Below are 26,060 nucleotides of genomic sequence, written 5' to 3'. Positions count from 1 at the left end.
GAAAACTCTCGTTTTACAGCTTGGGTTCGATCCGGGGCGCCGGCGTAGTCTCGGTCGGAGTTGCGGGCTCCGGTTCGATCGCCTTGGGCGGAGCGATGCCGCCGGGGCCATCGTCGCGGTAGATCGCGATCTGGCGCAGTCCTTCACTGGTGGCGCGGCCGCGATACATGCCGGGGGTGTTGAACGAGAACACTGCCTGGCCATCGGGCGAAACCACGATCACGCCGCCATCGCCGCCCATTTCGCCGGTTTCGAGCATCACCGCATCGGCGGCGGTCTGCGGGCTTTCGCCGGTGAAGCGGATCCGGGCGCAAATCTCGTGCGCCACGCCTTCGCGGATGAAGAACTCGCCGGTGCCGGTGGCGGAAACCGCGCAGGCCCGGTCATCGGCATAGGTCCCGGCCCCGATCACCGGGGTATCGCCAACCCGGCCCCAGCGCTTGCCGGTCAGCCCGCCGGTCGAGGTCGCGGCGGCGACATGGCCTTCGCTGTCAACCGCAACCGCGCCGACCGTGCCGTACTTGTAGTCGACATCGCGGTGAGTCAGGTTCTCGGCCTTGAGCTTTTGCAGCTGGTCCCAGCGTTCCTGGGTGTAGAACCAGGATGGATCGACTTCCTCGATCCCGTGCAGCTTGGCGAACTGTTCGGCGCCTTCGCCAGTCAGGAACACGTGCGGGCCCTTTTCCATTACCGCGCGGGCCAGCTTCACCGGGTTCTTGATCCGGGTCAGCCCGGCCACGGCCCCGGCCTTGCGGGTGCGCCCGTCCATGATTGCGGCGTCGAGCGAATTGGTGCCGTCCCAGGTGAACACCGCGCCGCGCCCGGCGTTGAAGTGGGGATCGTCCTCCATCGTGACGACCACCGCCGTCACCGCATCGAGCGACGAGCCGCCATTTTCAAGCACCGCGATCCCGGCGGCCAACCCGCGATCGAGCGCGGCGCGGTATTCAGCCTCTTTCTCGGGCGTCATCGCTTCGCGCGTGATCGTGCCGGCCCCGCCATGGATCGCGATCGACCAGCGCACCGGCTTGGCCGGGGCCGGCTCGGCCGCAGCGTCCTGAGCCTGGACAGGTGCCGCCAGAACGGCGAGGGAAAGGGCGAAGCCGGAGAGAACCCGGCGCATCATGCTTGCCTTCATGGCGCGACGATAGCAGAGCAGCGCCATGGGGGAATACTCGATCCGCGAAGACGACCTGACCGGCCCGGCGATTGCCGCGCTGCTGCGGCTGCATCTCGATGAAATGCACCAGTGGTCGCCGCCCGAAAGCGTCCACGCCATGCCGATCGAACGGCTGCGCGCAAGCGATGTGACCTTCTATTCGGTCTGGGACGGGGAAACACTGGCGGCCTGCGGGGCGATCAAGCAGCTTGACCCCCATCACGGCGAGATCAAATCGATGCGGGCCCATCCCGCCTACCGCGGCAAGGGCGCGGGCAAGGCGGTGCTCGATCACCTGATCGCGGTGGCCCGCGCGCGTGGCTATGGCCGGGTCAGCCTTGAAACCGGCGGCACGGATGAATTCCTGCCGGCCCGCACGCTCTATGCCGCCAACGGCTTCACCCCCTGCGATCCGTTCGGGGATTACCGCCCCGATCCGTTCAGCTTTTTCATGACGAGGGAACTGTGATCCTGCGCGGTGCGAACCCGGCAGACGTCCCGGCCCTGTCCCGGCTGGCGAGCGAGGCCTTCATCGCCAAGTTCGGGCACCTTTACAGCGCCGAAAACCTCGATGCCTTCCTGACCGAAAGCCTGTCCGAAGCGGCGATCCTGGCCGAACTGGCCGATCCGACGCGGCTCTACCAGCTGGCCGCCGACGAATCGGGCGCGCTGCTTGGCTTTGCCAAGATCGGCCTGACCTGCGGCTTCCCGGACCAGGCCCGGGGCAACCGGGTGATGGAGCTCAAGCAGCTGTACACCGCCCCCGATGCCACCGGGCAAGGGATCGGTGCCTTGCTGATGGACTGGGCGATGGACCAGTTTGCCGCGCGTGGTTCGGACGAGGTGCAGATCTCGGTCTATGCCGAAAACCACGGTGCGCACCGTTTCTACGCGCGCTACGGGTTTGAGAAGGTGGCCGACATTACCTTCCGGGTCGGGGATCACATCGACCCGGAATTCCTGTTCGCGCGGATGCTCTAGCCGCGAAGCGGCCGCTCGCTGGCCCTGCACGACAGCTCCATTTGCGCCCCGCCGCTCACGCACCTATATGCCGCGCATGTCTTCAATCAGACCCTGGCGCGATATCGCGCGGCGCACGTCCCGGCAGATCATGGTGGGCAAGGTCCCGGTGGGCGGCGGCGCGCCGATAACCGTGCAGACCATGACCAATACCCTGACCAGCGATGCCCGCGCGACGATCGACCAGATCCGCCGCTGCGAGGATGCCGGGGCCGACATCATCCGGGTCTCCTGCCCGGACGAGGCAAGCACCGCCGCCATGCCGGCGATTGTCCGCGCCGCGCAGGTGCCGATCGTTGCCGACATCCATTTCCACTACAAGCGCGCGCTGGAAGCCGCCGATGCCGGTGCGGCCTGCCTGCGGATCAATCCGGGCAATATCGGATCGAGCGAACGTGTCGCCGAAGTGGTCCGCGCCGCCAAGGCCAACGGCTGTGCGATCCGGATCGGGGTCAACGCCGGCAGTCTCGAGAAGGATCTGCTCGAGAAATACGGCGAGCCCTGCCCCGAGGCGCTAATCGAGAGCGCGCTCGATCACATCAAGCTGCTGCAAGATCACGATTTCCATGAATACAAGGTCGCGGTGAAAGCCAGCGACGTGTTCCTCGCCGTCGCCGCTTACATGGGCCTCGCCGAAGCGGTCGACTGCCCGCTGCACCTGGGAATCACCGAAGCCGGCGGGCTGATCGGCGGCACAGTCAAATCGAGCATCGGGATCGGCAACCTGTTGTGGGCCGGGATCGGCGACACGATCCGGGTCAGCCTCTCGGCCGAGCCGGAAGAGGAAGTGCGGGTCGGTTACGAGATCCTCAAGTCGCTGGGCCTGCGCACCCGCGGGGTTCGGGTCGTCTCGTGCCCCAGCTGCGCGCGGCAGGGCTTCGACGTGATCCGCACGGTCGAAAAGCTGGAAGCGGCGCTGAGCCACATCAAGACCCCGATGTCGGTCTCGGTGCTTGGCTGCGTCGTCAACGGCCCCGGCGAGGCGCGGGAAACCGACATCGGCATCACCGGCGGCGGCAACGGCAAGCACATGGTCTACCTTTCGGGCGTGACCGACCATCACGTCCAGGATGCCGACATGATCGCCCACATCGTCGAACTGGTCGAAGCCAAGGCGGCGGAAATCGACGCTGGCTTGTCGGTCAGCATGGATGTGACTCACGGGAAAGCCGCCTAAGCAATCGGTAACCCCTTGGCGCTAGGGTGATTGCGTCATGAACCGGATCTACATCATCGCGCTGGCCGCTGTCGGTCTGATGAGCATCGCCGCTGCGTTCCTTGCGCCGATGCCCGAAGCCGCGCCGGTCGCTGCCGCGCCGCAGGCCAAACCCAAGGCCGAGGAAGAAAAGGTCCTGACCCTCAACCGCGACGGGCAGGGGCAGTTTACCCTGCGGATCGATGTCAACGGCAGCGAAGTGGAATTCCTGGTCGATACCGGGGCCGACATGGTCGCGCTGACCGAAGAGGAAGCCGCGAACCTGGGCATCCTGCCCGATGAAGAAGAGTTCCAGCCGACCATGCAGACCGCTTCGGGCACCGGCTATGCCGCTCCGGTAGTGCTCGACGAGGTCGAGATCGCCGGCCAGCGGCTCCACGATGTCGAGGCCGTGGTGGTCAAGGATCTGGGCACCAACCTGCTCGGCCAATCGGCGCTGCGCCAGCTTGGCGGGATCGAGCTCAAGGGCGACAAGATGGTGATAAAGGCCAAGTAAGGCCTGTTTGCATCAGTGCCGCGCCGGGTTATGGGCGCCGCCATGACCATCGCGATCCGCTCCGCCGCCCCTGCTGACCTGCCGCTGATCGCCCAGCTGATCCGCGATCTGGCCGAATACGAACGCCTTGCCCATGAAGTCCGCTTCGACGAGGCTGTGCTCGGCCAGAAGCTGTTCGGCGCGCGGCCCTATGCCGAAGTGCTGATCGGTGAGCTTGATGGCACGCCGCAGGGGTTCGCGCTGTTCTTCCACAACTTCTCGACCTTTGAAGGGCGTCCGGGGATTTACCTCGAAGACCTGTTCGTTCGGCCCGAAGCGCGCGGCTCGGGCCTTGGCAAGGCGCTGTTGGCCGAACTGGCGGCCCTGGCGATTGAGCGGGACTGTGCCCGGCTCGAATGGTCGGTGCTGGACTGGAACGAACCGGCAATCGGATTCTACCGCAAGCTTGGCGCGCGGCTGATGGACGAATGGACCGTGATGCGGCTCGACGGCGGAAATCTCGCACAACTCGGCGCACTCAGGCGCGATTCCGCCGATTAGGGCTTGGCGACTCGTTAAGCGTCCGGTTATCCACAGGGCACTATGACGGGGGTCATGAAAAGACGGGACCTGATTCTTGGAGGTCTGGCTGCGGGGGCTGCGCTCTCGCTGCCTGGTCGCGCGCTGGCGCGGGCCGCGCAGGACGGCTCCCTTGCGCAGGATTTCGACCAGGCTTTCGGCCTGGTCACCACGCCGCAGGCACCCGCCGCGCCGGTCGAGCCGGCACTGCCGACCTTTGCCGTGCCCAATCCGGCCTATGACGCCAAGCTGATCGGCATCGCCAAGCGCGAGCTGGAACGCGCCGGTGCGCAGGTCTGGCGCCAGGACATCGTCGGAATCGCTGACTTCGCCCGGGCCAGCACCCTGCCGCGGTTCCACTTCGTCAATCTGGAAAGCGGCACGATCCGTTCGTTCCATGTCAGCCATGGACGCGGGTCCGATCCGGCGCACTCAGGTTTCCTGCAACAGTTTTCCGGCGTCCCGGGGTCTGAGGCGACCTCGCGCGGGGCTTACCTCACTGCCGAGTGGTACAAGGGCAAATACGGCACCTCGATCCGCCTGCTCGGGCTAGATCAGGACAATTACACCGCGCTGGAACGCGCGATCGTGATGCACCCGGCCGCCTATGCCGCTGCCAGCCACATTGCCAAGTTCGGCAAGCTTGGCCGCAGCGAAGGCTGCTTCGCGATGGGGCCGGAGAATTTCAACGAGGCGCTGTGGAACCTTTCGGGCGGGCGCCTGCTGTTTGCCGACCGGATCGGCGACGCCTGATTTGAACCAGAATCAATCCCGCCGCGCCCTGATCGGGGTGCTGCTGCTGGGCGGCCTGCTGCTTTCTGCGCCGTTCCTGTGGAAGGCCTGGACCAGCGGGCACGAGCTGAACGGCAAGGTCGCCGCCTTCGATGCGCCCAGCCAGCGCCCGGTCAAGGACCTGCTCGGTTGCCTGGTTCACCGCCCCGAAGGCGGGCTCAAGCTGACCATCATGGCCGAGAACCATTTCACCGATCCGGCTCGCGGGATCGTGGTGCGGATCGAACCGCGCGGGAGCGGACATGCGATCCGGGCGTGGACCGGAAAAGGCGGCGCACTGACTGCGGGCGAGACCGCACAGCTTGAGAGCTGCGCGGCCGGCTGACCCAGCCTTACAGCGGATTGTCGAGCTTGATCACCTTTTCGGTGCTCTTGCGCTTGCCGTCCCAGGGCTTGCGCGGCGCGGCGAAGCTGGCCAGCACCGGGGCATCGCGCTGGTACAGATCGGCGAAAGTGCCCATCTTGCCGTTGATGTCGGTCGCCATGGTGAAGTACATGATATAAATCGGGAAAGTCTTGGTCATCGGGACCCGGGTATAGACCCCGGACTTGACGATCCCGACCATCTCGTCGGTCGACTTGCCCGCGCCCAGGATCCCCATGGTCATGCCCAGTTCGATCGCCCGCTCGGTCCGCACACAGCCATGGCTGAGCGCGCGATAGGCATTGCCGAACAGCCCGCGCGAAGGGGTATCGTGGATGAAGATCGCATGCTCGTTTGGCATGTCGAGCTTGACGAAGCCGAGCGCGTTCTTGGGGCCGGGCTGCTGGACCACGGTATAGGTTCCGTCCTTGGACTTGGTCACCTTGTAGCCTTCGCGGGCTGCCTGGGCCGGATTGCCATAGAGCCGCGCGCCCAGCCCTTCGCCCTTGACGATCGATTGCGGAACCGTCCAGGTCGGGTTGAAGACCACGCCTTCGACCACTTCGGCGAGCTGCGGGGTGGCGGTCTTGCCGACCTTGCCGACGATCGTGCGGTACGAGCGGATGATCGAGTTATCGACCGTCAGCCGCAATTGGAATTCGGGCACATTGGTCAGCAGATAGAACTTGCCAAGATCGCGCTGCAGCCAGCGCCAGCGGTCCATGTTGATCCGGATCAGGTTGCGCTTGGCCTTTTCGGTCCGCGGGGTGACCGCGAGCAAGCCCTTGAGCGTGGCATAGTCAGGCGCGGTCGGTGCCAGATCGGCCACCGCGCCAGGAATGTCGCGGCTGGCCAGCGCCTTGGCCATCACCGCCGAGGTCGGGCTCTTTTCGACATCGGTATCGACCACGAACCATTGCAAACGCGATTCCATCCGGGTTCGCCCGTCGCGCATGTCTTCGATCAGCCAGGCAAACGATTTGCTGGCCTGGGCGTCCAACGCGGCCCCGGCTCCGCCCGCAATGGCGGTGCGCAATGCCGCGGGCTGATAATCGGCCGGGATCAGGCCGTCGGCATCGATCCCCTCGATCACACCGAGCAGCGAGCGGGCATCGTCGACGCTCCAGCTGATTTTCGGTTCGTCGATCGGCACCTGAACCGGAATGGTCGGCGCCGGTGCAGGCATTGCGGTCGGCGCAGGGGTCACGGTCGGCGAAGCGGCCGGGCTGGGCAGGATATTCTCCGGTTGAACGGCAGCATAGGCCACTGCCGAAGTCAGCCCCAGTGCCATCGAAAGGCCAAAGCCCAGACGATATTTGCCCCGCACGATCATTTTTCGCTCCAAATCATATGCCGCCTGTCTGCGTTGAACGGCGGTCATGACAGTAATGCCGTCATAGCCGTCGCGCTTCAAGCGTTGCGCTAGCCTGAATGCACGACTTTGGCTTGTAGCAATTGGACAAAAATGCCGGAAGAACGACTCGGCGCTCTTCCGGCAGATCCCGCCCGCCACGCAGGGTCGCAAATGGTGGCGGACGAACCTTGATCAGGAAGCTCAGCCGGGGCGGACAATCCCCGATTGGGTGAAATTGTCCGCAACCGGGGAATTCAGCGTGTTCTTTTTGTAGCACATCGGCGTCCCGCCCCGGGCGCGCGGATCGACCCAGGTAAAGCCGCGGCACTGCGCATCGTCGGCGCAGGCCTGGGCGCAGGCCGCGCCCTGATCGTTGGCGGTCGCGATCCCTTGGGTATAGTCGCCCGATGGCAGGTTTTGCGCCGGCATGGAACGGAACCGGGCGACCCCGGCTGGCAGCGGTCTGGTCAGGCGCTGCCAGCCGAACTGTTCGGCGGCAGGCACGTTGAAGACAGTGCTGACGTCGCCTGCGACTGGACCGACCTTGAAGCTCTGCCCCCGCGACGAGCCGCAGGGTTCCATCACCAGCTGCACCCCGGCTCGTGCTTCGCCGCCCTGCGCGGTCCAGCAGCGTCGGTCGCCGCCCGCGATCAGGACATGGCCCGGCGTGGGCACCCGGACCAGCGACCAGGTCTGGTCGGCCGCGCCGAACAGGGTCGGGCGTGAACTGCTGGAGACCTGATCGCAGGTCAGTTCATCCACCGCCGGCGCGCCGAACACCACGCCGCGCGCCGCAGTCAGGCATTTTTCGCGGGTCATCATTCGCCAGGTGACCGGCGTGGCCCCCAGCGGCGGACTGGTAAGCACGCCGCTGGGGGCCATTTCGATTTGCTGATCGAACAGGCTGGTATCGCAGTTCTGCAGTTCAAGGTGGGGCAACTGGGTGCGGATCGCCCCGCCGACCCGCTGCACGCAGAGACTGGTTCCCTCGGCCCTGATCTGGTGGAAGCCGGGGGCTGGATCGGTCCACAGTTCCGGACCGGCGAACGGCCCGGCCAGCAGCATTGAGGGCAACAGAACGGCCGAAACGGCAAAGACAATGCTGACACCGTGGCCTTTGAAAGATTTGGGCATGAACCGGACTCCTGACGGGTTGCACCAAGCCGTCCTGTCCGAATTCGGGGGCGGCCACCCTACCCCAACGGGTAGGGCCGGTTCAAATCGGTGCGGGCAGATCCCCAGTGGGCAATTCGCGCGCCCAGAACAGCGGAGCCTGACTGACCATCCGGACCAGCTGGGCCTGGCGGTTGACCCCGGTCTTGGCGAAGATCCCCTTGAGCAGGAACCGCGCGGCATTGGCCGATACCCCGCGCAGCTGGCAATAGTCCTCGGTCGAACCGCCGTCAGCAAGCAGCGCGGTCAGCCGCGCTTCGGCGTGGGTAAGGCCAAACCAGTCGCGCAGCCGGTCGATGTGTTCTTCGGTTACCGCCGGATTGTGCGCAGCGACGATCATCAACCGCGCCACCCCGCTTTCGGTCCGGGCGCCATGGATCCGGTCGGGATCGACCCGCATCGCCATCGCTGCGCGCTCGCTGGGCGTGCCCTGGGCCAATCGGAATGGGCGGCAATGGGCCTTGGCGGCAGGATCGAGCAGCCGGGAAAGGTCCTCATGCAGCGCTGCGGGGCCAAGCCGAAGCTTTCCGCCATTTTCCAACCGGTAGCTTTCGATCAGTGCCTTGCCGGCGGCATTGGCGAAAGCCAGTTCGAACCGCTCGGTCAGCATCAGCACCGGTGACGGCGCAAGGTCGAGAGCGGATGTCGAGCGGGCCTGGCCCAGCTCTGCCTCACCGATCCGCCGCGCGATCCGAACTGCTCGCTGGACGTGGGGCAGGCATAGCCGCACCGCTTCCTGCAGCATTTCGGTCGATCCGGCGTCGGGGCCCGGCAGGCACAGCCCGAGGTGATCGCGGCCATGCTTGTCGAGCGCGCCGATCAGACCAACTTCCATGCCGAACAGGCCCAGAAACTCGCGCGAGAACGAGGTCTGGAGAAAATCGGCCCGGTCGATCAGATGGTCGGAATGAACCAGACTGCCGATCGCCAGATCATGGCCGCGGACCGACCATTCGTTGCGCCCGGCAAAATGCTGGAGATAGACCGCGCGGGCCATGTCGTTGACCCCGGCGCTGGCCACGAACCGCCCGCCGCCCGGATCGAGCCGTTCCCACACCAGCATCGCCACGTCCCAGCGCGGCGGTCCGAACCGGCTGACCAGCCCGGTTAGCGCCAGATCCCAATGGGCCGGCGAGAGCGAGGCTTCGTAGATATCGGAAACAACCGCACTGAAATCGGCGGTGCTCAGCAGATCGCCCATCAGGCCCCTTTCATACGCGGCGATCCTAACTGCCCACGCAGTGGCTTGCCAAGGGGGGAAGCGGGCGCAAGCGCTCGGAACTCTTTGAGAATCACTTGCAGAAACGCTTGCCCTAGGCCAGCAGCCCAAGCCAGGCCGGGCCGATCAGCGGATCGACCTGGGCCCGTGCCGCGCCGTCCAGCGCGGCGAGGCGGCTGCGCAGTTCGCGCAAGCATTTGAGCTGGTATTTGAACACGCCCTGCTCATAGGGCAACCCCATCGCCTCCATCCGAAACGTTTCCGCTCCAGCTTCGGCCGCCTGCTCATTGGCGTGCAGGAACGGGACGTAGACCTCGCCCGCGATCCGGACCAGTTCCGCAACGACCGCGGCGAAGCCAGGCTCCCATTCGCCCTCCAGCCCGCTCATGTCATCGATATGGGCCAGCCAACGATAGGTATAGGGATAGTCGGCCCGCATCATCGCCTGCGCCGTAGGATCGGTGCCAAGCTGCGACAGCTGGCCGAAGATGCCAAATTCGGCCAGGCTCGGCCGGGTCCCGAACAGGCAATGGCGGTTCACTACATGCTCTTCCAGCGCCGCCAGCACGGCGCGGGTGCTGGCCTCGATCAGCGGGAAGTTCTCGGCCGTACAGCCGACCAGCGCCATCCGCGAGACTTGCCGATCGCGGAACATCGCCGCGAATTTCTGGCTCACCTCCAGCCCGCCGCCCTTGAGGTTGTCGAAGGCCAGCCAGCGGCTCATCTGGATCTGATCGACTTCCTGCAGCCAGCGGTAACCGAACATCGCCTTGGTCAGCCATTCATCGGCAAAATCTTCCAGCAGGTGAGCAATGAAGGCCTGGGCGGGATCATCCGGCACCACCCGCCGCTCGGCATGACGCGCTTCGAGGTCGTAGATCACCGGGGTGCTGTCATTGTCGAAATGCCCGTCGGGATACTGAAGCACCGGGATCACCGGGGCGCGGACCTGGCCCAGCGCCTCGCGCGTCGCCGTCCCGTCGATCCACAGATGCGGGATCCGGCGATAGCGCAGCAGCGCGCGCAGCTTTTGCGAATAGGGCGAACCGAGCGCACCGAAGAGTTTGTAGGTCATGTCCGCCACCTGTCCTTTCGTACCGTTGAGCGTTTGGCTCCTTGCCCTATATCGCCGCTGTGGGGCGACTTCTGGAGTACTGTAAAGTCATGTTCTTGATCCGCGCCGCCCTGCTGCCCGCCGCCTTGCTTGGCGCCACGCCCGCATTCGCGCAGGAAGGTCCACCCGCTGGTCCGCCATCCGGCCCGCCCGCCGGGATGCGTGACGATGGCAGCGACCGGGTGACCGTGGGCTTCGGCATGGGCATCGCGCCCGATTACGAAGGCTCCGACGATTACGAGCTGCAACCCGGCGGGATCTTTCAGGGCCGGGTTTCCGGGGTCGAGTTCCAGATGCGCGGGCTTAACCTCTATACCGATTTCGTGCCGGACAAGCCGGGCAGCAAGACCCGGCTGGTGCTCGGCCCGGTGGTGCAGTTGCGGCTCGACCGGAGCAACGGGATCGAGGATCCCCGCGTTGCCCAGCTGGGTGAGCGCAAGACTGCGGTCGAAGTGGGTCTGACCGCCGGGATCGGCAAGCGCGGAGTGCTGATCCCGCCGGCCAGCCTCAACTTCGACGTGACCTTCCTGCATGACATGGCCGGGGCGCACAAAAGCTATATCGTCACCCCGGCGCTGTCGCTGAGCTCGCCGGTATCGCAACGCAGTTTTGCCCGGCTGGGCATCTCGGCGGACTACGTCGGCAAGGGCTATGCCCGGACCTATTTCGATGTCGCCCCGGGCAACACGCTGGCCCCCTATGCGACGACCGGCGCCGGCTGGAAGAGCCTGGGCGGATCGCTGCTCTATACCCATGATCTGGGCGGCAACCCGCGCAAGGGGCTGGGACTGTTCGGACTGGCGAACTACAAACGCCTGCTCGGCCAGTTCGCGGATAGCCCGATCGTGCGCGACGCGGGCAGCGCCAGCCAGGTCTTTGCCGTGGCCGGACTGTCCTACAGCTTCTAGGTCCGCGGCGAGTACCATGGGGTTGCCGGCAGGTCGGCGTTGACCGAAAGCGGGAACTGCGGGCTGCGTTTCTCAAGGAAGGCCGCCACGCCTTCGTGAACGTCGCCGCGTGCGCCAAGCGCGATGTTGAGCGGGGCATCGACCGAAAGCGCGCCTTCGGGTCCATCCTGCGCCGAGAAGTGCCACAGCATCCGCCGGGTCAGCGCCAGCGCCACGGGCGAGCAATTGGCGGCGATCTCCAGCGCCAGTTCGCGGGCGCGGCTTTCGACCGCCTCGGGCGGGACCAGCTCGCTGACCAGCCCGGCGGCGAGCGCCTCCTTGGCCGGAACCAGCGCCCCGGTCATGCACCACTTGAGCGCGGTGGCTAGCCCGACCAGCCGCGGCAGGAACCAGGCCGAGCCGGCTTCGGGCACCAGTCCACGGCGGGTGAAGACGCAGCCGAACTTCGCGTTGTCTGCCGCGATGCGGATATCGCACGGGAGGGTCAGGGTCAGCCCGACCCCGGCGGCCGAGCCGTTGTAGGCGACCAGCAGCGGCTTGACGCTGTCCATCATCGCCCCGACGAAGTTCGAATTCTCGCGCTTGCCATCGCGGCTGCCGAAGTTCTTGGCCCCTTCCCCGCTTTCGGTATCGAATGCCCCCGCCCCGGCCGAGACGTCGGCCCCAGCGCAAAACACCCGGCCAGTCCCCGTCAAGACCACCACCTTGACGCTGTCATCGCCATCGGCCTGGCGGATCGCGCGGACCAGCTCGGCTCCCATCTGGCTGGTATAGGCGTTGAGAACTTCGGGCCGGTTGAGCCGGACCCACAGGATCGGGCCTTCCTGCTCGACCAGCATGGTCGCATAGGGCGCGTTCACGCCGGTTCGATCCGCACCGGATAGGCGGTGATGCCGTGAAGGAACGGGCTGGCGAGCCGGCTGGGAGCTTCCTGCGGCACAATCCGCCAACCGCGCTCGATGATCTCCTCGATCACCGTGCAGATCTGGATTTCGGCCAGTCGCGCCCCGACGCAGCGGTGGATACCGTGGCCGAAACCGAGGTGCCGGCGAGCATTCTCGCGGCCGACGTCGAAGCGCTCGGCATCGCCGAACACCGTCTCATCTCGGTTGGCGGCGAGGTACCACAGCACGTTCTTCTCCCCGGCCTTGAGGCTCTGCCCGGCCAGTTCGACATCGCGGGTCATGGTCCGACGCATGTGGGTAACCGGGCTTTGCCAACGGATGATTTCCTGTGCGGCATTGGGGATCAGCGATGGATCGGCGCGCAGCCGCGCAAGCTGGTCGGGATACCTGTGCAGCGCTTCGACAAAGCCGCTGATCGAGTTGCGGGTGGTATCGTTCCCGCCGACGATCAGCAGCGCGATATTGGCAATGCGTTCCAGCGCGGTGAGATTGCCCATGGCTTCGGAATGGATCATCCGGCTGAGCAGGTCATCGGCCGGCTCCTCCAGCCGACGCGCTTCGAGCAGGGCATCGAAGCGGGCCAGCATCACCCCCATTTCGGCGAAGAACTGGGCCGAATATTCTTCGGTCATCACCTCGGGCGAGACATTGCTCGCCATGTCCGACCATTTGCGTAACGACATCCGCTCGTCCCACGGGAAGTCGAGCACGATCGCCAGCATTGCGATGGTGGTCGGGATCGAGACTTCGGCCACCCAGTCGAAGGTCTTGCCCACCGGCAGCGCATCGAACAGTTCCTTGGTCCGCGCGCGCACCTGACGCTCGCGCTTCTGCATCTGGCTGGGGGTAAAGGCTGCGGCCACCACCCGGCGCTGTTCGGTATGGCGCGGCGGATCCATCGCGATGAAGTTGGGAAACTCGGATCCGGCCACGCCGTCTGCGATGGTGATATTGCCGATCTGCGAGGAATAGGTTGCCGTATCGAGCTCGACATCCTGGATCAGCTGGTGGCTGACCACCGACCAATAGCCACCATAGGGACTGTCCTCACGCCAGGATACCGGTGCCTCGCCGCGCAGCTGCGCGAAGGGTTCGCGCCAGCGGTCCTCGGTAAAGAGCGCGGCGTCACTGAGATCGACCGGGGTCAGGGCACGGGCAGTCATGCGGCAATCTCCTCTGCGTCGCGAGGCTGGACCGGCGGTGCGTTACCAGCCGCCGCAGCACGCTTGGCGCCCTGCGCCAGCTCCTTCTTCAGCGCGCGAACGTAGTGATCGAAATCGAGCTGGATCGTGTGGCGCCGCGCGGCATAATACTGGCCGGTGTAATAGTCCTCGTCGGCCTGGATCACGCGTTCCATTTCGGCCGGTTCGGGCGGCAGGTACTGTCCGGCCAGATAGGCCGCAACCAGCTTGCTCTGCTGCTCGGCAAAGTTGACCAGCGTCGGCAGCGGTTGGGCCAGCCCCATGTAGAACAGGTCGGGCACCCCCGGCTTCAGGATCCGCTTGTACAGCGGCGGCGGGCGGTTATCGGCATCGGCCTTGAAGCTTGGTTCATCGAAGAACGGGAAGCTGATGTCATAACCGGTCGCCCAGACGATCACGTCGATCGCCTCGCGGCTGCCGTCGCTGAATACCACTTCCTTGCCGTCCAGCCGCTCGATTCCGCCCTTCATCGTGATGTCGCCCGAACCCGCGCGGACCAGGAACTCGCCCGAAACGGTGCCGTGGCTTTCGAACGGGCCGATTTCCGGCTCGGGCAGGCCGTAATCGCTCATCTTGCCGACCAGCCCCTTGATCATCCGCGCGCCGAGCCATTGCTTGACCGACTTGGGCAGCCAGGCCGGGGCCGGGTTCTTGTCGAGCGGCTGGCCGCGGTAGTACTTTGGGAATATCCACACGCCTCGGCGGGCCGAAACGAACAGCTTTTCGGCCATCGGCCGCTGCGACAGCTCGCTCGCAACGTCCATCGCCGAATTGCCCAGGCCGACCACCAGCACCCGCTTGCCGATGCAGTTCACCGGTTCGAACGGGGTGCGGTAATTGTGGCTGTGGATCTGGGCGCCATCGAAATGGCCGGGATAGTCCGGAATCCGCGCCGCCCAGTGATGGCCGTTGGCGACCGCCAGGGCATCGTAGTGCTTCACCTCGCCGGTTGAGAGCGTAATCGCCCAGCCGCCGCCGGCCTTGCGCTCCGCCTTTTCAACCCGGGTATTGAAGCGGATGTGTTCGCGCAGGCCGAAGTGATCGACGTAATCGTGGAAGTACTGCAGCAGCAGCGAATGGTGCGGATAGTCGGGCCAGTCGGCCGGGACCGGATAGTCCTCAAACGCCAGCCGCCACTTCGAGGTGTCGATGTGCAGGCTCTGATAGCAGGCGCTCATCCCGTTGGGATTGTTGTAGTACCAGGTCCCGCCGATATCGTCCGACGCCTCATAGACGTCGAAGGGAATGCCGAAGTCCTTGAGCCGCTTGGCCGTGGTGAAACCGGAGCAGCCGGCCCCGATGATGCAGACGCGCGGCAGAGCCGGATTGTGGACCATCGTTCTCGACTCTCCCTGGGCCACTGACGGGCCGCTGCGGGCGAGTATGTTTAATCGTCCGATTAAAGTCCAGTGGTGTCTTGGCAGGCTAGCGGATCACGCCGATCGCATCGGGCGCGGGTACGCCGTTGGCGCTTTGCGAGAAGTTTTCCGAAACCCAGACGCTGAACATCGGCGAGGTCTTGTCCACCCCCGGCGGGAGCTTGATCAGGATCCAGCCCATCGGGCCGGCGTTCTTTGCCCCCGGGAACAGGGCCTTGTACTCTGCGGCGGACAGCGGTCCGGAACGGAATTTCCAGCCGCTGCGCGGATCGGCATAGGTCCCGCCCGAGGTTGCCGGGTCATAGGAGCTGGCAATGATGGACTTGAGGTCGCTGGCCATCCACAGCGCGCTGTCGAACGGCTGGCCGTGCGCATCGGCATGGTGCGCTTCGAAGGCGATGATGTCCCACTTGACCAGCTCGCCGGCCGGAAGCTTGAGCCCGCGTTCCAGCGCGGCGACGGTAATCTTGCCCGGTTGGAAATCGCGCACCCAGGTGGTGTCGAACCAGGTCAGCGCGGTAGCGGTGCCATCGGGTGGGCCGGTTACCGCCCCGCTGTTGTAACGCGAATAGTCATTGGCCGGCTTGGTTGACCAATGGACCGACTGGGCCAGCGCAGCCTGGCTGGCGGCGGCCAACATCACAAAACCCAGCGCTCGTTTCATGGCCTGTCCTCGGATCTTGCCGAACATGCCTTGCAGTCTGGAGCGAAGCGCTGGCCCTTGCGCTACCCAAATGGATAGTCACCGGCGCCGTTTTGACCTGGCGCAAGGTTCCTTGCGCGATCACCCGCTAGGCCGAGGCTAGCGACAGGTCCGCTCGCCGGGCCGCCTGATGGAGCCTATGCATGTCCCCTACCCTTGATCCTACCGCCTGGTCGGCGCTGTTGCTGGGGCTGACCGCGCTGTTTGCCGGGATCGGCGCGCTGCGCAAGCCGGGTGCCTGGCGGATCATGCTGGACGAGGTGGAGCGTTCGCCGGCGCTGCAATTCCTCTGCGGTCTGATGGAGCTGGTGATCGGAGCAGTGGTCTATCTGACCAACCCCTGGATCCCGGCTGACCTTGCTGCCTGCGCGATGAAGACGCTGGGCGGTCTCATGATGGTCGAGGCGTTGGCGATCCTCGGCTTCGTCGATATCTACACCCAGTTCTGGCTCAAGAACCTGACCTTCATGCACCGCGGCTGGGCGCTGAGCACGATCGCGCTGGGGCTGGCGCTGACCGCGCTGGGCGGGGCGCGGCTGGCCTGACCGGTCGGGCCAACCGCGTGATTGCCATCACTGGAGATTTTGTGCGCCTGGCCTAGTATCGATTCGCAAACCACAGAATCGAGACCGCCAAGATGCCAGAAACCGGATCAAGAAAGCCCAAGCGTTTGGTGTTCTGTTTCGACGGAACCTGGAATCAACTTTCAGCCGATCGGCCCACCAACGTCGTTCAACTCGCGCAAATGCTCGTTCCGGTTGCGCAGGACGGAACACCGCAGATCGTCTATTACGACGAGGGGATCGGAACGAACACCAATTGGTTGAGGCAGCATATCGCCGGAGCCTTGGGGCGGGGAATGCTGACCATTTTGCGTGAGGCCTACAGGTTCCTGATCTTCAACTATGAACCCGGCGATGAGATCTATGCCTTCGGGTTCTCGCGCGGGGCCTACACTGCGCGTTCGTTTGTCGGCTTCATTCGGCACGCCGGCATTCTGGATGTGACCAACGCCAACGTGATCGATCGGGCGATCGCGATCTACAAGTCGGCCGAAGCCGGGCAAGGCGTGGAATCGGAGGAAGGCCTGCGGTTCCGGAGCGAGTATTGCCGCGGGGTCTGCGTCAGCGCCGCTGATCGCGACTATCGCAAGCAGAACTTGCCGGGCTTTGACCCGGAAAAAGTCCCGATCCTGACGATCCGCTACCTTGGTGTCTGGGATACCGTCCGGGCGCTGGGAATTCCGGATTTTCTGCCATTGGCAGGTGCAATCAACCGGAAATACAGCTTCCACAACGCAGTTCTGACCAGCAAGATCAGGGCGGCGCGACATGCCGTGGCAATCGATGAAGAACGGGCGACCTTTCGCGCAACGCTGTTCGGCCCGGAAAAGGTTCGCGAACTCAACTCCCGCAACCAGCGCAGCGGCGAAGAGCCGATGCCAGACTGGAAGCTGCATTATCAGGAGAAGTGGTTTCCCGGCGTTCACGGAGCGGTTGGCGGCGGCGGAGCGCGGCATGGGCTTTCGGATGAAGCCTTGCTGTGGGTCCTGCAGGGCGCCCGCCAGGCTGGTCTGGAATTGCGCGACGAGGTGGACAACCCGGCATACAAACTGCGGCCGGACCCATTCGATGCCCTGCAGAACGAGCCCAAGGTGCCCTGGTCGATGCGCGGTCCGCTGGGCGCGCTGCGAAGGCTGTTCCGCAGTGCCCGTCCAAATGGTCCTGCCGGGCTGGACCAGGTTTCGCTTTCTGCCTTGCGCCGCTGGCATGCCGATCCGGGATCACTGCCCGAAGGCAAGGCATACCGCCCTGTCGCGCTGAAGGGGTGCGCGGACCAGATCGCCGAATGGGCGGCGCAATGCCAGATCGAATGGAAGGGAGATCCGCCGCAACTGGAAGATTACACGGTCCGCCGCGGGGATTCCTTCAGCCGCCTGGCCAAAGCCAGACTGGGTGATCCGAAACGCTGGAAGGAACTGTTCGATCTCAATCGGGACCGGATCGATGACCCCAATATGCTCTCGATCGGAGCCGTGATCCGGCTGCCGGTTCCGTCTCAACCCCCGCAAATCAGCGAAGACGGATAGGGCACCAGCAGCGCCTCTGCCCGCTTCCAGTCGCCGCGCAGCCAGGTCCGCCAGACCTCCGGCTCGCCCGGCAGGATCGCGGGCATGGCCTGCTGCCCGGCCTGGCGCCAGGCGGCATTGGCCTCGCAGGTCAGCAGTGCGAAGCTGGGCACTTCGCTATCTTTCCACACCCCGGCAATCGCGAACAGCGGCTGGTCCGTTGGGCTCAGCCACAGCTGGCGGCGCTTGCCGGTGGTGGGATCGACCCGGCCCCAGACCATCACAGAGGTTGCGGGAACCAAACAGCGGAACTCGCTGTTGCGCAGGTTGCCGATCCAGAACGGGCTGTCGGGATTGCGCACGGTCAGCACCCCGCGCGCCGGATCGCCGGCCGCGGGCGGCGGAGGCACGCCCCACTGGCGGGGAACCATCCGCATGGGCTGACGCTCCCCGCGCGGACCCGCCACAAACTCCCGCCCGGTGGTCAGCACCGGAGCGAACTGCCCCGGCGCGATCGTGCCGCCGGCCCAGGGATCCGCCGCTGCCGCCTGCGCGCCGAACCGCGCGGCGATCGCGGCGGCATCGGCGGCAAGGCGGTAAAGCACGGTCATCCCGGACCGGTTAGCCCGGTAAGGCTGCCGGACCAACCGTTCCGATCAGATCGCGTTGATCGGCAGGCGCAGATAGGTGTGCCCACCCGGTGTCGCCGGCGGCATGGCCCCGGCGCGGATATTGACCTGCAGGCTGGGAAGGATCAGCAGCGGCGCTTCGAGCTTGGCGTCGCGGCCCTGGCGCAGGGCGACGAAGTCCGCCTCGCTCACCCCGGCATGGATGTGGATGTTGGCCTTGTTTTGCTCGGCCACACTGGTTTCCCAGCGAAAATCGCTGCGCCCTTCGGGCAGGTAATCGTGGCCCACGAACATCCGCGTATCACCCGGCAGCGCCAGGATCTTGCGGATCGAGGCATAGAGCGCCGCGGCGCTGCCGCCGGGAAAATCACTCCGCGCAGTGCCGTAGTCAGGCATGAACAGCGTATCGCCGACGAAGACCGCATCGCCGATCAGATAGCTGACACAGGCCGGGGTGTGCCCGGGGGTGTGGAGCACCCGGATCGCCAGTTCGCCCAGCGGCAGTTCCTCGCCCTCGCTGACCAGCCGGTCGAACTGGCTGCCATCGGGAGTGACATCGTCCGCTTCGAACAGCGCGGCGAAGACTTCCTGCACCTGGGTAATCTGGCCACCGATCACGATCGGCGCGCCGGTCCGTTCCTTCAGGTAATGCGCGGCCGAAAGGTGATCGGCATGGGCGTGGGTTTCCAGCAGCCAGGCAAGCTTGAGCCCTTCCGACGCAACGTAATCGAGCAGCAGGTCGGCCGAGCGGGTCGCGGTGCGGCCATTGCGCGGGGTGAAATCGAGGACCGGATCGATGATCGCCGCCTGCTTCGTCGCCGGATCGTGAACGATATAGCTGATCGTGAAGGTCGCCGGATCGAAGAAGCCCTTGACGTGCGGATGGGGTGACATGGTCATTTCTCCTTTGCACTTATATTAGCACTTGCTACTTTAGATGCAAGTCATATATAGCGGGTGCGAGGCGGGCCATCCCCCACCGGCCCGTCTCGCACCCTTGAAAGGACCCGACAAGAGATGACTGCCAAGCTCCACCCCCTCGCTCCGGCCGAAGTCCGCGCCCGCTTGGCTGCGGGCATGGCCGTTCTGGTCGATATCCGCGAGGCTGACGAATTTGCCCGCCTGCATGTCGAAGGCGCGGTCTCGCAGCCGCTCTCGCAGTGGGAGAAGGCGCACCTTGCGATCGATCCCGCTGCCGATGTGATCTTCACCTGTCGCTCCGGCATGCGCACCCACGGCGCCTGTGACCGGCTGGCGGCGCGCGTGCAGGGCGATGCCTATGTCCTCGAAGGCGGGCTCAACGCCTGGGCCAAGGCCGGGCTGCCGGTACACGAAGACCGCAAGGCCCCGCTCGAAATCATGCGCCAGGTCCAGATCGCTGCCGGCATGCTGGTGCTGACCGGCGTGCTGCTGGGCACTTTCGTGGCCGCGCCGTGGTATGGCCTGGCCGGCTTCGTCGGTGCGGGCCTGACCTTTGCCGGGGCGACCGGCTTTTGCGGCATGGCCCGGCTGCTTATGCTCATGCCATGGAACCGGGCACAGGCCGCCTGACGGCAAAGGACCAATCGCATGGGCTGGGAACCGCTTCTTCTTGCCGCGCTGGGCGGCGCGCTGATCGGCCTGCTGCTGACCCTGTTCGGCGGCGGCGGATCGGTGCTGGCCACGCCCTGGCTGATCTATGTCGTCGGCCTGACCGATGTCCACGCCGCGATCGGCACGTCGGCGGCGGCGGTGGCGGTCAATGCCGCGACCGGGCTGGCCGGACAGGCGCGGGCCGGGCGGGTCAAGTGGCCCTGCGCCACGGTCTTTGCCGCAGCCGGGCTGGCCGGCGCGCTGCTGGGCGCAGAGCTGGGCAAGCGGGTGAACGGCCAGGCGCTACTGATGTGGTTCGCCTTCGCGATGATCGCGATCGCGCTGTCGATGCTGCTGCCCCGCAAGAATGAGGGCGATCCCGCCGTCCACCTGACCCCGCCGATGATCCTCAAGCTCGCTCCCGTGGGCCTTGTCACCGGCCTTGCCGCCGGGTTCTTCGGGATCGGCGGCGGGTTCCTGATCGCGCCGGGGCTGATGGCCTCGACCGGCATGACCCTTGCCAATGCCGGGGCCAGCTCGCTGGTTTCGGTCACGCTGTTCGGCGGAGCGACCAGCGCAAGCTATGCGCTGGCCGGCAAGGTGATATGGCCGCTGTTCTTCGCGCTGGTACTGGGCGGCGGCCTGGGCACCCTAGCCGCCCTGCCGCTCGCCAACCGCCTCGCCAGCCGCGCCCCGCTGGCGCGCAAGCTGTTCGCGGGGCTGGTGATCGCGGTCGCCGCCTACATCCTGTTGCGCTGACCGCTCCGCGCGCCTAGAACCAGCCCATCCCCGGGGAGCCGCGTTGGCTGAGAGGGAGGGCTCGCATCCTCCGACCCGTCGAACCTGAACCCGTTAGCACGGGCGGAGGGAGGGCAGACTGACCCGCTCAGGCAAGAGCTTGTCGAAGGCCCCGCTCCGTCCCCAGAAGGACTTTGCGCATCATGGCCGACCTCAACAGCAAGCTCGAAATCGGCGTCACCACCGGGCCGATCCGGGGCTCGAAAAAGATCCACGTCGGCCCGCTCGGGGTGAAGATGCGCGAGATTCACCTCGAGCCGTCGAGCGGCGAGGCGCCGGTGCGGGTCTATGACACTTCCGGACCCTATACCGATCCCGATGCGGTGATCGACATCGCGGCGGGCCTGCCCGAACTGCGGCGCGAGTGGATCCGCGGCCGCGGCGATGTCGAGGAAGTCACCCAGCGCGAGGTCAAGCCGGAAGACAATGGCCAGCTGGGTCCGGACCGTTCGGGCGGCGTCCCGCCCTTCCCCAACGTGCGCCGCCAGGTGCTGCGCGCGCGTGCCGGCGCCAACGTCAGCCAGATGCATTACGCCCGCCGCGGAATCGTCACCCCGGAAATGGAATATGTCGCCACCCGCGAAAACCTCGGGCGCGAGCAGGTGCGCGGCCTGATCCGCGACGGGCAGGACTGGGGCGCGGCGATCCCCGACTATGTCACGCCTGAATGGGTCCGTGACGAGGTGGCGCGCGGCCGCGCGATCATACCCAGCAACATCAACCACCCGGAATCGGAGCCGATGGCGATCGGCCGCAACTTCCTGGTCAAGATCAACGCCAATATCGGCAACTCGGCGGTCGCCAGCGATGTCGCCAACGAAGTCGACAAGATGGTCTGGTCGATCCGCTGGGGCGCCGATACGGTGATGGACCTCTCCACCGGGCGCAACATTCACGACACCCGCGAATGGATCATCCGCAACAGCCCGGTGCCGATCGGTACCGTGCCGATCTACCAGGCGCTCGAAAAGGTCGGCGGCGTGGCCGAGGACCTGACCTGGGAAGTGTTCCGCGATACCCTGATCGAGCAGGCCGAACAGGGCGTCGATTACTTCACGATCCACGCCGGGGTGCGCCTGCCCTATGTGCCGCTCGCGGCCAAGCGCGTCACCGGAATCGTCAGCCGCGGCGGCTCGATCATGGCCAAGTGGTGCCTGGCGCACCACAAGGAGAGCTTCCTCTATGAGCGCTTCGACGAGATTACCGAGATCATGAAGGCCTACGACATCGCCTACTCGCTGGGCGATGGCCTGCGCCCCGGCTCGATCGCCGACGCCAACGACGAGGCCCAGTTCGCCGAGCTCTATACCCTGGGCGAGCTGACCAAGCGCGCCTGGCAGCAGGACGTCCAGGTGATGATCGAAGGCCCCGGCCACGTGCCGATGCACAAGATCAAGGAGAACATGGACAAGCAGCTCGCGGTCTGCGGCGAGGCCCCGTTCTACACACTCGGGCCACTCGTCACCGATATCGCGCCGGGTTACGACCACATCACCAGCGGGATCGGCGCGGCGATGATCGGCTGGTTCGGCACGGCGATGCTCTGCTACGTCACCCCCAAAGAACACCTCGGCCTGCCCGACCGCGACGACGTGAAGGTCGGCGTGGTCACCTACAAGCTCGCCGCCCACGCCGCCGACCTCGCCAAGGGCCACCCGGCCAGCAAGGTCCGCGACGACGCGCTCAGCAAAGCGAGGTTTGAGTTCCGCTGGCGCGACCAGTTCAACCTCTCGCTCGACCCTGACACCGCCGAGCAATACCACGACCAGACGCTACCGGCCGAAGGCGCCAAGACTGCGCACTTCTGCTCGATGTGCGGGCCCAAGTTCTGCTCGATGAAGATCAGCCAGGAAGTGCGCGAATTTGCCCGGTTGCAGAACCAGGACAGCGATACCTTCGTGGCCGCCGAAGAAGCCGAGGCGGGGATGGCGCAGATGAGCAAGGTTTATGACGAGACCGGGCGGGAACTGTACATGGGGGCTGGGGACCGGGAGCGGGATTGAAGTACGTAGCGTGAGAATAGGCGGCGCCTATTCTCAGGACTATTGCAAAACCTCTGTTGCAAATATACCCTGCACCTAGGTGAATATTACTTGCACGCGATTCGTGCCTCATTTTCAGGTGCGGGCTTGTGAAATCACCTAGGGTTGCCGCAAGAAGCTTATATGATACGGCTCTTGGTGATGAGATATTTGATCGACGTGAGCTCAAATATGGAAGGATAGGCGTATGGCCCATGGATGCAGCTCTTGTAGTTGCCCCGAATATTGGGGTGAGGCGAGCGGTCTTTGCAGCAATACCAGTAACAATGGTACGATTTGCGCACATGGCCGGGAACGTCATGGTTTGGGCGTCAATCTGACCGACGAAACGGAATCGCCGACAAAAAATTCGCCGAGCGAGTAGCAGGACGGCAACATCGCTAACCGCTGCGCAGCGTGTAAGATGTAACAGAACTTGTCGGGTTTGTTGGGCTGCCTAATGGCGCGATCAGTTCAATCTGTCGCTCGACCCGGACACGGTGGAGCAATACCACGACCAGACGCTGCCGGCCGAAGGCGCCAAGACTGCGCACTTCTGCTCGATGTGCGGGCCCAAGTTCTGCTCGATGAAGATCAGCCAGGAAGTGCGGGAGTTTGCCCGGTTGCAGAACCAGGACAGCGATACCTTCGTGGCCGCCGAAGAGGCCGAGGCGGGGATGGCGCAGATGAGCAAGGTTTATGACGAGACCGGGCGGGAACTGTACATGGGGGCTGGGGACCGGGAGCATGACTAAGGCTGCGGCACTGGCGGGCGCATTGCTGCTCTCACTGGCAACCGGCGCGGGCGCGGAGAATGTCGCGCCCGCGCTCACTGTCGCCCAGGCCCGCGCCAGCCTGGCGGGCGAATGGAATGCGCAGCTGCAATACCGCGACTATCAGTCGGGCGAGTGGCAAGGCATCCCCTTCAAGACCACCATCACGATGGTCAGCGACGGGGTCACTCAGATCCGCACCAGTGCCTATGACGATGGGCCCAAGGCGGGCACGGTCTGGATCACCTCGGTCAGCCTGCTCGCCAGGGACGGGACCACCGAATATTCCGGCACCTACCGCGCCGGCCGCCCCGCCGAACACGAAGCGGCCAAGCTGCGGCTCGAGGCCGGAACCGACGCGGCGCACTGGGTGCTGGTCTCCGAAACCCAGGGCCGCGACGACGACCGCCCGGCCCGCATCCGCGAAGTGACCACGCGGGAGGGCGATCGGGTGACCACCGAGAAGCAGGTGGATTTTACCGATGATGCCAAGGATGAGTGGTTGGTGCGGAACCGGACGGTGCTGGTGCGGGTGGTTGGGTGAGTTTCCAGGCGAAGTTGGCCGAAGATCTAATTCACTGGGCGTTTTGGGGGTTTACGACCTGTCACCGTAACCCGCGCAGCGCCCACTGCACCGAGCCAGGTGAGGCAGCGAAGCCGGTGCTGATGCTCTGGAAAAACACAATTTCAGACTAGACCTTGCAATCTGCATTCGTCATGAAGATATCCAGAATGTGGAAAACCCGTTGGAAAAGAAAATAGATGCCTGGAATTGATAATCTTTTTCCAGATGCGCCACGAACCGTTTATGAGCGAAATCCGCTGCGCGAGGTCATTTGTCAGGTTCGCTACCCAACAATCTTGAAAATTGAAGCGCAGCCGCCAGCTGATTTTCAAGAGCGGCTGCGAGATCGGCTCCCCATATTGGAGCGATCTGCCAGTCGGGCGGCGCAGCAGATTCCGCAGGAATTGCTCCAGGCGATCGGAGCACCAACTGCCGGTACGGGGTATACATTTCGTGACGAAGATAATGTAGTATCAGTCACGCTCCTCGCTGATGCACTTACAATCTCGACGAAAGCATACGCGCGGTGGGAGGTGTTCTGGGATACATGTGAAGCAGCATTTGCAGCACTAAGCGAGCTCTATAGACCAGTATTTTACAACAGGATTGGCCTAAGATACCGCAATGTAATTACGAGAAGTTCGCTAGGTCTGGATGAAATCGCTTGGTCTGAACTGCTGTCAGAACCAGTTGTGTCTGAGCTGGTGTCTTCTGATTGGGAAGGGTTGGTAGATGAAGCTCAGCATCAGGTGAGATGCTTGGATCATGAGACTGGAGATGGACTTTTCTTTCAACATGGCATTGTAGAAACGGATGATTCCGATGAAACCCAATACATCATTGACTTCGACTTCTATCGCGGTGGACGAATTGAGGCGTGCGAAGTTCACAACCTCTTTGCCATCTATAATCGGCGCATCGGTAGGGCATTTCGGTGGGCGATCAGAGATCGACTGCACGACGCTCTGGGACCGCGGGCACCTTAGCTTTCACAGCTGGGACGACGATTCTCATGGCGGAGTTCTTTGCACTGCAAATGTGAGTTTGGGTGACCACAATAGGCTTGAGCATCTGACAGATGCCGCGTATTCGAGAATTGTGTCCCTCTATATTCTGTCTTATTTGGGCGACAATGCTGTTAAAGAAGCAGCGTCAACTCTAATGGATATTCATCAGCACTATCGATCACTCGAGGTCGAGAACGCTGGCGTATATGGACTGTTAGAGCGCAAGAAGGCAAAAAGGATTCGCGAAGCAAGCGAATCTGAAGTGTTTTCTGCAGATTGACGGATGGCGGTAGAGGCATTTTCCCCTTCCGGTAATTTGGAACTTCGCCAAGGTGAGATTCTTAGCGGACTGACAATTCATGACTATCTGCCCCAAGAAGACGAGGTGCAGCCCAAAATTAAGAGATATGCTATAATAGTCAATCAAGACTGCGATCTCTTGCAAGATTTTGATAAGAGAAAATCTGGCCTCGCTGGTAATCTAGAGTATATCCTGTTGATTGAAGGTCAGCTATCAACATCCATAAAAGCTAGCATCGGCGGTCGGGATCTTTGGAAGCCCGTCGAGAATAACAAGAACGAGCGGTTTCAATTGTTCTCTGCGGTACCCCCCGAGAGAGATTCTGCCGCCGTTGGGTTGCCGAGTCTGACTTTTGACTTCAGGTCTGTTTTTTGCTTAGCAACGAACGAACTCTATCGTCAGATCAACGCTGCGGAGGTTCAGCGGCGCTGCATCCTAAACGACATGTATCGGGAGAATTTTCAACTCCGGTTCGCTAATTTTCTGTCTCGCGTCCTACTTCCTGTTCCCCATAGATTTACAGCTTAGGGTAACGGTGACAGCCGCAACAACCCCCAAACCCAACTCGTCACCCCGGACTTGATCCGGGGTCCAGCTGCCTATTCCAACGTCGCAGAAGGAAGCGGGATCCCGGGTCGAGGGCAACGGGTTGAACAGCCCCCGGCTGTTCAAGGTCGTCTCGCCAGATCGACCGACCCGATGTCGGATGACGATGCGGGGGCACCTGGATTTCGGTTACAATTCGCCAAACCTCCAGGCACATC

General features: G+C 64.1%; 28 protein-coding genes, 1 pseudogene and 1 riboswitch. Of the genes and pseudogenes, 18 read left to right on the top strand and 11 right to left on the bottom strand.

All coding sequences use genetic code 11. From position 1 onward, the window contains the following. Window positions 1–13: 13 nt before the first annotated feature. Window positions 14–1,123 (bottom strand): isoaspartyl peptidase/L-asparaginase family protein, encoded by a 1,110-nt coding sequence (locus tag B2V17_RS04710; protein WP_292995787.1) that lies wholly within the window; start codon window positions 1,121–1,123, stop codon window positions 14–16. A 40-nt stretch (window positions 1,124–1,163) separates the two neighbouring features. Between B2V17_RS04710 and B2V17_RS04705 the strand changes: the two genes are divergently transcribed. From B2V17_RS04705 to B2V17_RS04675, 7 genes are all read left to right on the top strand, one after another. Further along, window positions 1,164–1,628 (top strand): GNAT family N-acetyltransferase, encoded by a 465-nt coding sequence (locus B2V17_RS04705; protein WP_292995722.1) that lies wholly within the window; start codon window positions 1,164–1,166, stop codon window positions 1,626–1,628. Beyond that, window positions 1,625–2,140, top strand: coding sequence for a GNAT family N-acetyltransferase (locus B2V17_RS04700; RefSeq protein ID WP_292995720.1), 516 nt, complete (start codon window positions 1,625–1,627; stop codon window positions 2,138–2,140). Before B2V17_RS04705 ends, B2V17_RS04700 begins: the two co-directional genes overlap by 4 nt. 76 nt (window positions 2,141–2,216) lie before the next feature. Next, window positions 2,217–3,356, top strand: coding sequence for a flavodoxin-dependent (E)-4-hydroxy-3-methylbut-2-enyl-diphosphate synthase (ispG, locus tag B2V17_RS04695; RefSeq protein WP_292995718.1), 1,140 nt, complete (start codon window positions 2,217–2,219; stop codon window positions 3,354–3,356). 37 nt (window positions 3,357–3,393) lie between these two features. Then, window positions 3,394–3,891 (top strand): retropepsin-like aspartic protease family protein, encoded by a 498-nt coding sequence (locus B2V17_RS04690; RefSeq protein ID WP_292995716.1) that lies wholly within the window; start codon window positions 3,394–3,396, stop codon window positions 3,889–3,891. A gap of 42 nt (window positions 3,892–3,933) precedes the next feature. After that, complete coding sequence (locus B2V17_RS04685; RefSeq protein ID WP_292995714.1) at window positions 3,934–4,431, top strand: GNAT family N-acetyltransferase; 498 nt, start codon at window positions 3,934–3,936, stop codon at window positions 4,429–4,431. A gap of 54 nt (window positions 4,432–4,485) precedes the next feature. Next, window positions 4,486–5,202 (top strand): murein L,D-transpeptidase catalytic domain-containing protein, encoded by a 717-nt coding sequence (locus B2V17_RS04680; protein WP_292995712.1) that lies wholly within the window; start codon window positions 4,486–4,488, stop codon window positions 5,200–5,202. A gap of 1 nt (window position 5,203) precedes the next feature. Further along, the gene (locus B2V17_RS04675) at window positions 5,204–5,566 is read left to right on the top strand and encodes a hypothetical protein (RefSeq protein ID WP_292995710.1); all 363 of its coding nucleotides are present in this window, start codon (window positions 5,204–5,206) and stop codon (window positions 5,564–5,566) included. Between the two features lie 7 nt (window positions 5,567–5,573). Here the strand turns inward: B2V17_RS04675 and B2V17_RS04670 are convergent, their stop codons facing one another. From B2V17_RS04670 to B2V17_RS04655, 4 genes are all read right to left on the bottom strand, one after another. Next, complete coding sequence (locus tag B2V17_RS04670) at window positions 5,574–6,938, bottom strand: L,D-transpeptidase family protein (RefSeq protein ID WP_292995708.1); 1,365 nt, start codon at window positions 6,936–6,938, stop codon at window positions 5,574–5,576. Between the two features lie 222 nt (window positions 6,939–7,160). After that, the gene (locus B2V17_RS04665) at window positions 7,161–8,093 is read right to left on the bottom strand and encodes an RICIN domain-containing protein (protein WP_292995706.1); all 933 of its coding nucleotides are present in this window, start codon (window positions 8,091–8,093) and stop codon (window positions 7,161–7,163) included. Between the two features lie 82 nt (window positions 8,094–8,175). Then, complete coding sequence (locus B2V17_RS04660) at window positions 8,176–9,333, bottom strand: helix-turn-helix transcriptional regulator (RefSeq protein WP_292995705.1); 1,158 nt, start codon at window positions 9,331–9,333, stop codon at window positions 8,176–8,178. 112 nt (window positions 9,334–9,445) lie between these two features. After that, on the bottom strand, window positions 9,446–10,426 hold the full coding sequence (locus tag B2V17_RS04655) for a glutathione S-transferase N-terminal domain-containing protein (RefSeq protein ID WP_292995703.1): 981 nt from the start codon (window positions 10,424–10,426) through the stop codon (window positions 9,446–9,448). 89 nt (window positions 10,427–10,515) lie between these two features. On the opposite strand from B2V17_RS04655, the gene B2V17_RS04650 reads away from it, so the two are divergent. Beyond that, window positions 10,516–11,373: a MipA/OmpV family protein gene (locus B2V17_RS04650; protein WP_292995701.1), complete on the top strand. Its 858-nt coding sequence runs from the start codon at window positions 10,516–10,518 to the stop codon at window positions 11,371–11,373. Here the strand turns inward: B2V17_RS04650 and B2V17_RS04645 are convergent. The 4 genes from B2V17_RS04645 to B2V17_RS04630 form a co-directional block, all read right to left on the bottom strand. Further along, entirely contained in the window at window positions 11,370–12,233 is an 864-nt protein-coding gene (locus tag B2V17_RS04645) for an enoyl-CoA hydratase-related protein (RefSeq protein WP_292995699.1), read from the bottom strand. The genes B2V17_RS04650 and B2V17_RS04645 overlap by 4 nt on opposite strands. Beyond that, entirely contained in the window at window positions 12,230–13,441 is a 1,212-nt protein-coding gene (locus B2V17_RS04640; RefSeq protein WP_292995697.1) for a cytochrome P450, read from the bottom strand. The genes B2V17_RS04645 and B2V17_RS04640 overlap by 4 nt, the downstream gene beginning before the upstream one ends. Beyond that, window positions 13,438–14,817 carry a flavin-containing monooxygenase gene (locus B2V17_RS04635; RefSeq protein ID WP_292995695.1) on the bottom strand — a complete coding sequence of 460 codons (1,380 nt, stop codon included), beginning with the start codon at window positions 14,815–14,817 and terminating at the stop codon, window positions 13,438–13,440. The genes B2V17_RS04640 and B2V17_RS04635 overlap by 4 nt, the downstream gene beginning before the upstream one ends. Before the next feature lie 88 nt (window positions 14,818–14,905). Next, entirely contained in the window at window positions 14,906–15,523 is a 618-nt protein-coding gene (locus B2V17_RS04630) for a hypothetical protein (RefSeq protein ID WP_292995693.1), read from the bottom strand. Window positions 15,524–15,705: 182 nt separating this feature from the next. Here B2V17_RS04630 and B2V17_RS04625 point away from each other — a divergent pair, with 182 nt between their 5' ends. Both B2V17_RS04625 and B2V17_RS04620 read left to right on the top strand, forming a co-directional pair. Beyond that, on the top strand, window positions 15,706–16,107 hold the full coding sequence (locus B2V17_RS04625) for a hypothetical protein (RefSeq protein WP_292995691.1): 402 nt from the start codon (window positions 15,706–15,708) through the stop codon (window positions 16,105–16,107). A gap of 92 nt (window positions 16,108–16,199) precedes the next feature. Next, window positions 16,200–17,651 carry a phospholipase effector Tle1 domain-containing protein gene (locus tag B2V17_RS04620; RefSeq protein ID WP_292995689.1) on the top strand — a complete coding sequence of 484 codons (1,452 nt, stop codon included), beginning with the start codon at window positions 16,200–16,202 and terminating at the stop codon, window positions 17,649–17,651. Here the strand turns inward: B2V17_RS04620 and B2V17_RS04615 are convergent. Together B2V17_RS04615 and B2V17_RS04610 are read right to left on the bottom strand one after the other, a co-directional pair. Further along, window positions 17,621–18,241 (bottom strand): SOS response-associated peptidase family protein, encoded by a 621-nt coding sequence (locus B2V17_RS04615; RefSeq protein WP_292995687.1) that lies wholly within the window; start codon window positions 18,239–18,241, stop codon window positions 17,621–17,623. The genes B2V17_RS04620 and B2V17_RS04615 overlap by 31 nt on opposite strands. A 45-nt stretch (window positions 18,242–18,286) precedes the next feature. Then, the gene (locus tag B2V17_RS04610; protein WP_292995685.1) at window positions 18,287–19,153 is read right to left on the bottom strand and encodes an MBL fold metallo-hydrolase; all 867 of its coding nucleotides are present in this window, start codon (window positions 19,151–19,153) and stop codon (window positions 18,287–18,289) included. A gap of 123 nt (window positions 19,154–19,276) precedes the next feature. On the opposite strand from B2V17_RS04610, the gene B2V17_RS04605 reads away from it, so the two are divergent. From B2V17_RS04605 to B2V17_RS04570, 8 genes and pseudogenes are all read left to right on the top strand, one after another. After that, window positions 19,277–19,810, top strand: coding sequence for a rhodanese family protein (locus tag B2V17_RS04605; RefSeq protein WP_292995683.1), 534 nt, complete (start codon window positions 19,277–19,279; stop codon window positions 19,808–19,810). A gap of 18 nt (window positions 19,811–19,828) precedes the next feature. Continuing rightward, window positions 19,829–20,590, top strand: coding sequence for a sulfite exporter TauE/SafE family protein (locus B2V17_RS04600; protein ID WP_292995681.1), 762 nt, complete (start codon window positions 19,829–19,831; stop codon window positions 20,588–20,590). Between the two features lie 21 nt (window positions 20,591–20,611). Next, window positions 20,612–20,718, top strand: a riboswitch (TPP riboswitch). A 54-nt stretch (window positions 20,719–20,772) separates the two neighbouring features. Then, the gene (thiC, locus tag B2V17_RS04595; RefSeq protein WP_292995679.1) at window positions 20,773–22,632 is read left to right on the top strand and encodes a phosphomethylpyrimidine synthase ThiC; all 1,860 of its coding nucleotides are present in this window, start codon (window positions 20,773–20,775) and stop codon (window positions 22,630–22,632) included. A 479-nt stretch (window positions 22,633–23,111) separates the two neighbouring features. Continuing rightward, a pseudogene (locus tag B2V17_RS04590) lies at window positions 23,112–23,405 on the top strand (phosphomethylpyrimidine synthase ThiC); the annotation flags it as partial. Further along, complete coding sequence (locus B2V17_RS04585; RefSeq protein WP_292995677.1) at window positions 23,398–23,967, top strand: hypothetical protein; 570 nt, start codon at window positions 23,398–23,400, stop codon at window positions 23,965–23,967. The pseudogene B2V17_RS04590 and the gene B2V17_RS04585, both read left to right, overlap by 8 nt. Before the next feature lie 218 nt (window positions 23,968–24,185). Continuing rightward, on the top strand, window positions 24,186–24,974 hold the full coding sequence (locus tag B2V17_RS04580) for a TIGR04255 family protein (protein WP_292995675.1): 789 nt from the start codon (window positions 24,186–24,188) through the stop codon (window positions 24,972–24,974). 112 nt (window positions 24,975–25,086) lie between these two features. Then, window positions 25,087–25,275, top strand: coding sequence for a hypothetical protein (locus B2V17_RS04575; RefSeq protein WP_292995673.1), 189 nt, complete (start codon window positions 25,087–25,089; stop codon window positions 25,273–25,275). 3 nt (window positions 25,276–25,278) lie between these two features. Further along, window positions 25,279–25,824: a hypothetical protein gene (locus B2V17_RS04570; RefSeq protein WP_292995671.1), complete on the top strand. Its 546-nt coding sequence runs from the start codon at window positions 25,279–25,281 to the stop codon at window positions 25,822–25,824. Window positions 25,825–26,060 lie beyond the last annotated feature (236 nt).

It is taken from the genome of Novosphingobium sp. UBA6272, assembly GCF_002440635.1.
GTDB lineage: Bacteria > Pseudomonadota > Alphaproteobacteria > Sphingomonadales > Sphingomonadaceae > Novosphingobium.
Note: the sequence above shows the minus strand (reverse complement) of the source record. Positions and strands in the feature narration are given on the sequence as shown.